General features: G+C 58.3%; 7 protein-coding genes and 2 pseudogenes (1 of these 9 only partly in view). 5 read left to right on the top strand and 4 right to left on the bottom strand.

Annotated elements, in window-relative coordinates; translation table 11 throughout:
* The 3 genes and pseudogenes from flgM to ACIPIZ_RS28295 form a co-directional block, all read left to right on the top strand.
* Positions 1 to 188, top strand: a pseudogene (gene flgM, locus ACIPIZ_RS28305) (flagellar biosynthesis anti-sigma factor FlgM) (it extends 135 nt beyond the left edge of the window).
* Between the two features lie 48 nt (positions 189 to 236).
* Positions 237 to 704 (top strand): flagella synthesis protein FlgN, encoded by a 468-nt coding sequence (locus ACIPIZ_RS28300; RefSeq protein WP_064391653.1) that lies wholly within the window; start codon positions 237 to 239, stop codon positions 702 to 704.
* An 88-nt stretch (positions 705 to 792) separates the two neighbouring features.
* Complete coding sequence (locus ACIPIZ_RS28295; protein ID WP_064391656.1) at positions 793 to 1,539, top strand: flagellar brake protein; 747 nt, start codon at positions 793 to 795, stop codon at positions 1,537 to 1,539.
* Between the two features lie 73 nt (positions 1,540 to 1,612).
* Here ACIPIZ_RS28295 and ACIPIZ_RS28290 read toward each other — a convergent pair whose 3' ends face one another.
* From ACIPIZ_RS28290 to ACIPIZ_RS28275, 4 genes are all read right to left on the bottom strand, one after another.
* On the bottom strand, positions 1,613 to 2,998 hold the full coding sequence (locus ACIPIZ_RS28290) for an MFS transporter (protein ID WP_105709226.1): 1,386 nt from the start codon (positions 2,996 to 2,998) through the stop codon (positions 1,613 to 1,615).
* A gap of 69 nt (positions 2,999 to 3,067) precedes the next feature.
* Positions 3,068 to 4,309, bottom strand: a complete 1,242-nt coding sequence (locus tag ACIPIZ_RS28285; protein WP_401168766.1) for a glutamine synthetase family protein — start codon at positions 4,307 to 4,309, stop codon at positions 3,068 to 3,070.
* A 312-nt stretch (positions 4,310 to 4,621) separates the two neighbouring features.
* Entirely contained in the window at positions 4,622 to 5,314 is a 693-nt protein-coding gene (locus ACIPIZ_RS28280; protein ID WP_064391662.1) for a sensor histidine kinase KdpD, read from the bottom strand.
* On the bottom strand, positions 5,311 to 6,915 hold the full coding sequence (locus tag ACIPIZ_RS28275) for a tetratricopeptide repeat-containing response regulator (protein ID WP_064391664.1): 1,605 nt from the start codon (positions 6,913 to 6,915) through the stop codon (positions 5,311 to 5,313). The genes ACIPIZ_RS28280 and ACIPIZ_RS28275 overlap by 4 nt, the downstream gene beginning before the upstream one ends.
* Before the next feature lie 234 nt (positions 6,916 to 7,149).
* Here ACIPIZ_RS28275 and ACIPIZ_RS28270 point away from each other — a divergent pair, with 234 nt between their 5' ends.
* Both ACIPIZ_RS28270 and ACIPIZ_RS28265 read left to right on the top strand, forming a co-directional pair.
* Positions 7,150 to 8,475 carry a lysozyme inhibitor LprI family protein gene (locus ACIPIZ_RS28270; protein WP_401168752.1) on the top strand — a complete coding sequence of 442 codons (1,326 nt, stop codon included), beginning with the start codon at positions 7,150 to 7,152 and terminating at the stop codon, positions 8,473 to 8,475.
* 160 nt (positions 8,476 to 8,635) lie between these two features.
* A pseudogene (locus ACIPIZ_RS28265) lies at positions 8,636 to 8,830 on the top strand (hypothetical protein); the annotation flags it as partial.
* Positions 8,831 to 9,105: the final 275 nt, after the last annotated feature.

Raw genomic sequence — 9,105 nt, 5'->3', positions numbered from 1 at the left:
CCGGGGAATCGGTACACCTAATCAATGAGGCTCAACAGTTGCAGTAGGTCACTGACAAGCTGCGCGATCAGCCTGCTGTCGACAAAGCCCGTGTGGCCGAGTTGAAAGCCGCGATTGCCGATGGCAGCTATAAAGTCGACAGCAACCGTGTAGCCAGCAAACTGCTCAACTTCGAAGCCCAGCGCTAGGCTTTTGCCGGCGCCAGGCTTTTGGACGCTTAAAACCCAAGGCCAGCCATGCACGACACTAATTTATTGCAACTGATCAACGACGACTTTGCTCCAGCTCAACAATTGCTGGAGTTGCTGCAAACCGAATCCCTCGCGTTGCACGGTCGCGACATGCCCCTGCTGGAAGAAATTCTGGCGCACAAACAGGCATTGATCATTCTGCTTGAACAGCATGGCCGCAAGCGCAGCGAAATCCTCGCCAGCCTCAATCTGCCGACTGATCGTACAGGCCTTGAGCAATTGGCTGGCCAGTCGAGCATTGGCGAGCAGTTGTTGACGCAAGGCGACGCATTGACCGATCTGATCGCGCAATGCCAAGCCGCCAACCTCAAGAATGGTCAGTCGATCCAGATCCAGCAGGCCGCCACGGCCAATCAGCTGAAGATCCTCACCGGTGGTGAAGCGCCAGCGCTTTACAACGCCAGCGGCACTTTTGCCAAACCCGCCGTACCGCGTCCGCTCAGCCAGGCATGAGCCGTTGATGCGCCAGCTCTATCAACCCGCGAAACATGCTGGCAAAATGCTGGCTAGTCGTCATATTTTGTCTGGAGATTGATAAACCGTGTCCAACGCCCTAAGCGCGGATGATGCTCCGCAGCCCCCAAAGGTGCTCACCACGCCACTGGAAATCTCCAGCAACCTGCGTCAGTTACAAGACAGCCACGATCCTTTGATCATCACGTTCCACGAGCGCAGCCAGCGCTTTCAGAGCTATTTGATCAAAGTTGACCGTGACACCGCCTCCATCGCCCTCGATGAAATGATCCCGCGCGACGGTGAACGCTTCCTGCTGGCCGGCGAACCGTTCAAGGTTGAAGGTTTCCACGACGGTGTACGTATCGCCTGGGAATGCAACGGCACGCTGAACATTCAAGAATCCGAAGGCGACCGTTTCTACACCGGCGACCTGCCTACCGAAGTGGTTTACCACCAGCGCCGCAATGCTTTCCGCGCCGCGCTGAAACTCACCGACCTGGTCAGCGTCGAACTGGGTGGCGAGAAACTCAAGTCGCCGATCAACGGCAAACTGCTGGATATTTCCGCGACCGGCTGCAAGCTGCGTTTCGAAGGCGACATTACTGACCGCCTGCAACTGGGCCAGGTCTACGACCGCCTGATCGCCCCGCCGCTGTTCGGCAATCAACCGACCGCCGTCGAACTGCGCTACCTGCATTTCGAGGAAAAACTCAACATCACCTTTGCCGGCCTGCGCTTTCACAACATCAGTGGCCCGGCCGCGCGCAACGTTGAGCGTTTCGTTTATCAGTTGCAGCGTGAAGCACGCCGTTTCGATAAAGACGACATGTGATTCTCAGCGGCAAATAAAAAGGGCAGTCCTTGGCGGGACTGCCCTTTTTTGTGCGCGATGCTTTTTGTTCAGTTCAAGGCCGGCCGCCACTGAGATCCGGGGTCGGCTTGTCGTTGTCAGCGTCCGGTTCGGTTTCTGTCGCAGGCGCGGCCGGCGTATCGGCTTCAGGCTCGGGGCTCACTGGCGCTTGCACTGGGTCCTGCACCATCTGCTCCTGCACCACCTGCTCGTCGACCCGCGGGTCAAGGGCAGCCACCAATGGCGAGCTGGACATGCTGTCGGGCATGGCCACGTGATGCAGCGGCGCATCGTCGACCTGATGCAGATTGGTCACGGCTTTCGGCCTGATCCGCCACACCAGCACCAGCGCGAAGAAGCTGAAAAACGCATACAGGCTCTGACTACCGAACAGCTTCATCAGCACACCCGCGAGCAGCGGCCCAATGCTCGCACCGACCCCGTAGGTCACCAACAGCATCGCGGTCAGCGACACCCGCCGATCACCCTCGACATGGTCATTGGAGAATGCCACCGCCAGTGGGTACAGACAGAACTGCACCAGTGAACAGAGGAAACCAACCCCAAACAGCACCTCGAGCGGAACCTGCGGCAGCACCGCCAACGGCAACGCCGCCACTGCCAGGAACCCGGCAAAGCAGCGAATCAGCAGCGCCCGGTCGTAACGATCGGACAACCAGCCCAGCGGCCACTGCACCAATAAGCCGGCAAAGATGCAGCTACCCATGAACAGACCGACCTGCTCGGTCGACAGGCCCTGCTGAGACGCATACAGCGGTGCCAGGCCGTAGAACGAACCGATGATCAAACCGGCACCAAGCACCGTGCTCAAGGACTGCGGCACCCGCTTGATAAAGAAGCGCGGTTCCATCGGCGCCGGATGCAAGGGCGCAGGGTGAATACGTCGGGTCAGGGTCACCGGCACCAGACACAACGCAAAGCACAGGGCGACCAGCATCAGCAGTTCCAGACCCAGCCCCGGGTGCATCACCAGAATCAACTGACCCAGGACCAGGCCCAGATACGAAGCGATCATGTAACCACTGAATACCAGACCGCGCTGATTGGCATCGGCCTGCTCGTTGAGCCAGCTCTCGATGACCATGTATTGGCACATCATGCCCAGACCGACGATGGTCCGCAGCACCAGCCATGCCGGCAGCCAGTCGACCAGGCCATGACCGAGCACCGCCGCGCCGACGATCCCCGCGCACGCCGAGTACGCACGGATATGCCCGACCCGAGCGATCAACCGGTGGCCGATCTTGCCGCCCAGCACCAGGCCGAAATAGTTGGCCGCCATCAACGCACCGACCCACAGGCCGTCGACGTTGTCAGCGGCAAGGCGCAAGGCCAGATAAGTGGATAGAAGGCCCGAGCCGATCAACATCATCAGCGAGGCGAAATACAGCGCTCGAAAGGATTTCCAGATTTGGCGCATCGGCGTTCCGAGCGGCTCCTTGCAGTAAATATCGGGCTACCAAAACGATAGCCCGATGGCGACGGTTCGTCAGGCCTGGGCTGCTAGAACACGCCGTTCCCAGGGAGTGATTTCATCAAAGAAGCTGGTCAACTCCATGGTCTTCGAAGCGATGTAGCCTTCGATGAACTCCTGTCCGAACAGTTCCCTCGCCAATTGGCTACGTTTCAGACGCTCGAGCGCGGCATGCAAGGTACACGGCAGCGAGAGGTTGTCCGGCACCTCGAACTCGCCCTGAATCGCTGCCGTCGGCTCCAGTTCATGCTCGATGCCATGCAAACCCGCGGCCAGACTGGCGGCGATCGCCAGATACGGGTTGGCATCGGCGCCGGGCAAACGGTTTTCCACCCGACGGGCAACCGGCGAACTGGCGGGAATACGCAAGCCTGCGGCGCGATTGTCATGGGACCAGCACGCGTTGTTCGGCGAAGCGAACGGGTGGCACAGACGCTGATAGGAGTTCACGTTGGGCGCAAACAGTGCGGTGAACTCTGCCATGCCTGCCTGCTGCCCACCGATGAAGTGGCGGAACATCGCCGTCGGTTGGCCGTCCTCGGCGCTGAACACATTCTTGCCAGTATCGATGTCGACGATGCTCTGGTGAATGTGCATCGAACTGCCCGGCGTGTGCGCCAGCGGCTTGGCCATGCACACCACGCTCAGGCCATGTTTGAGCGCGACTTCCTTGAGCAGGTGTTTGAACAGAAAGGTCTGATCGGCGAGCAGCAGCGGATCGCCGTGCAGCAGATTGATCTCGAACTGGCTGACGCCCATTTCATGCATGAAGGTGTCGCGCGGCAGGCCGAGAGCGGCCATGCATTTATAGACTTCATTGAAGAACGGCCGCAGACCGTTGTTGGAACTGACGCTGAATGCCGATTGGCCATCCTCGCGCCGGCCGTCGAGGCCAACAGGCGGACGGAACGGTTGGGTCGGATCAGTGTTCGGGGCGAAGACAAAGAACTCCAGCTCGGTCGCCACCACCGGCACCAGGCCGCGCGCGGCGTAACGAGCAATGACCTTTTTGAGCTGGCCCCGAGTCGACAGATTGGAGCTCTCGCCGGTCAGCTCATCCGCATCACAAATGGCCAATGCACGCGGCTCGTCACTCCAGGGCAGCGGATGGATCATCGACGGTTCGGCAACCAGTGCCAGGTCGCCGTCATCGCTGCCGTAAAAGCGCGCCGCCGGATAACCACCCATGATGCATTGCAGCAGCACTCCCCGCGCCATCTGCAAACGCCGCCCTTCGAGGAAACCTTCGGCGGTCATCACTTTGCCTCGCGGCACGCCGTTCAAATCCGGCGTGACACATTCAATCTCATCAATGCCCGTCAGTCGCTGCGCGAGTGAACGCTGGCCATCGGTTGTCATGACGCAATCCTTGTTATTGTGCGAGCCGCGAACGGCGACCCGTACAAAATAGGCTTCGGCTGTTCGGAATATCAAGCAGCGTCAAAACAAAAAAACAAACAACGCGAATACCCCCTGTAGAAGCTGCCGCAGGCTGCGATCTTTTGATGTTGTTTTTCCAGGATCAAAAAATCGCAGCCTGCGGCAGCTCCTACAAGCATCGGTGCAATATCAAGGGAGGTAGAGGCTGAACACACCGCCGCCCAATGGGCCGCCGTTGCGAATTTCGGTGCGACCTTCAACACCGTTACGCTGATGCAGCGCTGCGATGCGGTTGGCGAAATACAAACCGAGCCCGGTGCTGCCGCTGCTGTGGTTGATGCCCTGCACGTAATCGGCCTGACGCTCGAGCATCTCGGCCGGGTAACCGTCGCCGTCGTCGTTGATGCTCAGGACCAGTTGCCCGGCCTCGTCACTGACGGTGATCAGCAGTGATTCGCGGGCATAGCGAATCGCATTGTTGATGCAGTTGCCGAGCACCGAGGCAATCAATTCACGGTCAAAGAACCCCAGCGGACTCAACGGATCAACTTCATACGTGGCGACGATCCCGCGACTGGCGAACACCTCTTGATGCGACGCCAGTTGCGCTTCGATGAAGTCGTCGAGTTCATGATAGGCCGGTTGCAGTGGCATCTGGTTGACGCCGAGCTTGTACAGCCCGAGCAATTGCACGAGCATGCCGTTGAGGTGGGCGAACTCGAAGTCGATCACGCCCTGCTCCGAACCTTCGCGCTGCGCTTGCGGCAACCGCGCGAGCCATTGGCTGTGAGCCTGCATCAGCATGGCCAGCGAGTTTTTCATGTCGTGGACGGTGGAGGCGATCACCGTGGAAAAATCCAGCGCCTGCTTGTCGTTGCTCATTCGCCAAACGCCTTGCTTTTCAGCTTCTGATAACGCGCATGACGCGCGTCGGTGTCGGGCATCAGGCCGACCATTTTCAGGCAGGCCCGACATTCTTCCAGCTCCGCCGATGGCACCGACGTGTCGGTGCCGTGCAGCAGCGACTGGGCCATGTTCAGCGCAATACTGATGTTCTTCGGTTGCATCTTCAGCGCCTTGCGGAACACCTCGCGGGCCTCCACCAGATTGCCGGTCTTGTACACGCGCACGCCCTGACGATTGAGGTCGGCAGCGGCGTTACTGGAGCTGAGAATAGTCGGGTCATCGGTGAGCTTGGCGATGTCTTTCATCACCGCCGGATCATCACCGTAGATTTCCGCGCAGCTCTTGAGCATCGAGGTGCCCGCCTCGGCCTGACCGAGCATCTGCAACTGCTTGGCGACCAACAGCGCCGCTTCCGGACTCATGAACTGTTCCATGCCGTCGAGACGCATCAGTGCTTGTTCGGTGAGCTTGTCGGCAGTTTCGGCATCGTTGAGCAGCAGGCTGGTAGCCTTCATCAGGCGCGCACGAATCTGCAGGCCGGGGTCAGTCGGGTTCTCTTTGGCGACAGCGCTGAGGGTAGTGTTGATCTCCAGCCGCGTACGCGTATCGAGACCGCGCTCGCTGCCTTTGCTGATCAACGCATGAGCCAGGCCCAGATTGCTTTCCGGATCCTTGAAACGCGACTGCGCCCCCTGCGCCACGGCCTGACGATAGGCGCGTGAGGCGGTGTCGAAATCTTCGTTGGCCATTGCAAGCTTGCCCAGCAAGGCTTGGCGACGCACCGCCAGTGGCGACAGACGAATGGCCTCTTCCAGCACCTGCTGCGCACCTTTGGTATCACCCTCGGCAACCAGCACGTCGGCCATGCCGTCGTACAACGACGGCATCATCGGAAACACCTTCAGCGCCTTTTCATAGACGCCTTTTGCCTGAGCGACTTGCCCACGCTTGAACAACAACTTGCCCAGTCCGGCAAACGCCCAAGGCAACGGCCGGTCGGCGATGATGCTGTCGTAGAGACGCTCCAGCGCTTCGTTCTGGTTCATGTCGCGCAACGCATCGGCGCGGTAACGCAGGCATAACGGTGAATAACGAATGTCCTGCTTGCACAGGGCAATGCAGGCATTGAGCACCTCGACCGGTTTACCACGGTCGAGGGCTTGCAGAATCGGTTTGAGCAACGTCTTGCGCTGCTCCAGACGCTCAAGGCGCTGAGCCAGGCCGGAACGGTTGAACGGTTTGGTCAGGTACGCATCCGGCTCATGCTCCAGGGCACTGAGCACCATCGCCTGACTGGTCTCGGCGGTGACCATGACGAATACCGCTTCATGGCTGATGAGTTTTTCCAGCATCAGGTCTTCGAGTACTTGCTGGCCGTTCTTCTTGCCGTCGCCGAGATGGAAGTCCTGCAGGATGAAATCGTAGGACTTCTGCGCACACATCTTCAGCGCCTGCTCACCGGTGTCGGCGGTGTCGACATCCTTGACCCCAAGCTCACGCAGCATCGAACGGACGGAACTGCGGAAATCCGAGAAATCATCGACGATCAGAAAACTCTTTTGGTGATACGACAGCATCGAAGATTTCCAGGCAATTGAAGTGAGGGCAATTTCAGGCGCGCAGATAATAGCTGCCGGCCAAATGCTATCAAGCGATTTCGCGCGACGTTGAAGTCACCCAATGGGTTATCGGCCACAAGTGCGGTTCCCTGAAGCCAGCGCTTCAACATTCCTCGCCCAGCGATTACCCTGCGCGCCGGCATAACTCCCCACTACAGGGCTTACATCGTGTACATCAAAGGACGCTGCATCGTGTCCGTCTGTGTGCTGCTGTTTATTCAGCAGGCCATGGCGGCCGGAATGGACTGCACAAAAGCGGCGAATGCCGTCGAAAACACTGTTTGTGCGAACAAATCGTTGTATGAAGTGGACGCGCAAATGGGCGCGATTTATCGGGATTTATTCAAAGCCTCTGGTCCCGCACAAGCTGAACTCAAGCGCGCTCAACGGCTGTGGTTAAAAGCCCGCAATGCCTGCGCCGAAGACGTTTCCTGCCTGGATCAGCAATATCGCGAGCGTCTGCAAGCGTTGCACGCGCAGTGGCAGGCAGCGGTGGCCTATCAACCGGATGACCTCGATAAACAGGCGCTGGACGATCTGCAAAAGCGTATTCAAGCCGCCAGTAAAGATGATCCAGAATTTGCGCTGGATCGGGTACTCGCCGCGCTCGCCGTGAAAACGCCTGCTGGCGGTTTTCACGGTGAGGCCAGTGCAGAGGACTCTTTGATAACACACTTTCCGACATCGCAGCCCGAAGGCGTTGGTGCCGATGAATGGCGAGCGCTGACCGCCTCCCGGATCAATGACGCTGCCGAAACCGGCCTGACGTCTTACACCTTGCAGGATCTGGATGGCGACGGGCAGCGCGATCTGATCGTAAATACCTACGCCGGGGGCACCGGTCTGTTCACTTATGTGGAAACCTGGCGGCGTGACGGCGAACGGTTCATCAAACGTTCTGTTGAGCCCGACAGTTCACTGTTCTACACCAATGATCGCGGCGCCAATCAGTCGGTGGACTGGATAAACCTGCGCGGCAAGACTTACGCGGCCTATCGAAACAGCGAGTACGGCGTTGATCGGGTCTACTTGCTCAACCCGCTGAAAATCAACGTCCAGGTGCCGACGGTGACGATTCGTTATCGCTATGCCCTCGACGTGCCCGCTCTTCAACACAAGGACGACGGCAACAGCACGTTTGAACTCGAACCCGATCTGCACCGAGCGCTTAATCAGGCTGTGGCCAAAGTCACTGAAACCGCCGCTATCCCTTCAAAAGAACCGCTCTGCCCTATTCCGGCGACCGGCGCCGGTGAAAACGATTACTACAGCTTTGGCCCGGCGCATTACAGCATTGAAAAAGTCGCCGACCTGCCTGTCTTCATTGGCAATGATTGTTACATCGGCGCCTTGATTGACTGGTTCGGCAGTTACAGCGAAAAGAATGGCTTGTTCGCGCAACTGGCATTGCGTAAACCGGACAGCGAGGACGGCAGCCTTACATATTCAGTCTACGGTCGCCGACATATCATCGATGTCAGTACTTCAACGGGGCAAATTGACCTGAACGAAGGTTAGCCGTGTAGGCCATCCGCTGCCGAAAATCATGGTGCAGTCGTGATTCCCGGGATGTCCAGATAAAAGGCACTGCACGTCTGCCTGCCAAAACTGTTGAAGGCAGAATCATGAGTCGGGATTATTCTGTGCAATTAGCTGTGCAGTTGATCCCCTCGATGCATCTTTGCTGATCAATCTCGATCGCGAAGTGCAGCGCAAAATCCTGCAGATGTTCCACTTCGCCCTGCGCCCGGGCGGCTTCCTGTTCCTCGGCACTTCGGAATGCGACGATGCCTGCCATGAGCTGTTCGCCCCGGTGGACAAGCGCAATCGGATCTTCCATGCCAAAACCGGCACGCCGAACAGCCGCCGCACGACCGTAGCATGGGCATCATGGCTTTCCTCCCGTAAGACGAAAATTAAGTCACAAGGGTTCGCCATGGCAATTCGTCGGCTGACTGTAATGCAAAAGCCCCGTCGTAATTGTTATTACGACGGGGCTTCTAATTTGAACTTGAGGGTAAACCCGATCTTCAAACGTTGGCCAAACTTTCCTGCGGGCAAAACAAAACCCCAACTGCTTTCGCAATTGGGGTTTCGGAATTTAATCTTGACGATGACCTACTCTCACATGGGGAAACCCCACACTAC

The organism is Pseudomonas sp. NPDC087690 (assembly GCF_044743175.1).
Lineage (GTDB): Bacteria > Pseudomonadota > Gammaproteobacteria > Pseudomonadales > Pseudomonadaceae > Aquipseudomonas.
This window is presented reverse-complemented; position numbering and strand designations above follow the sequence as displayed.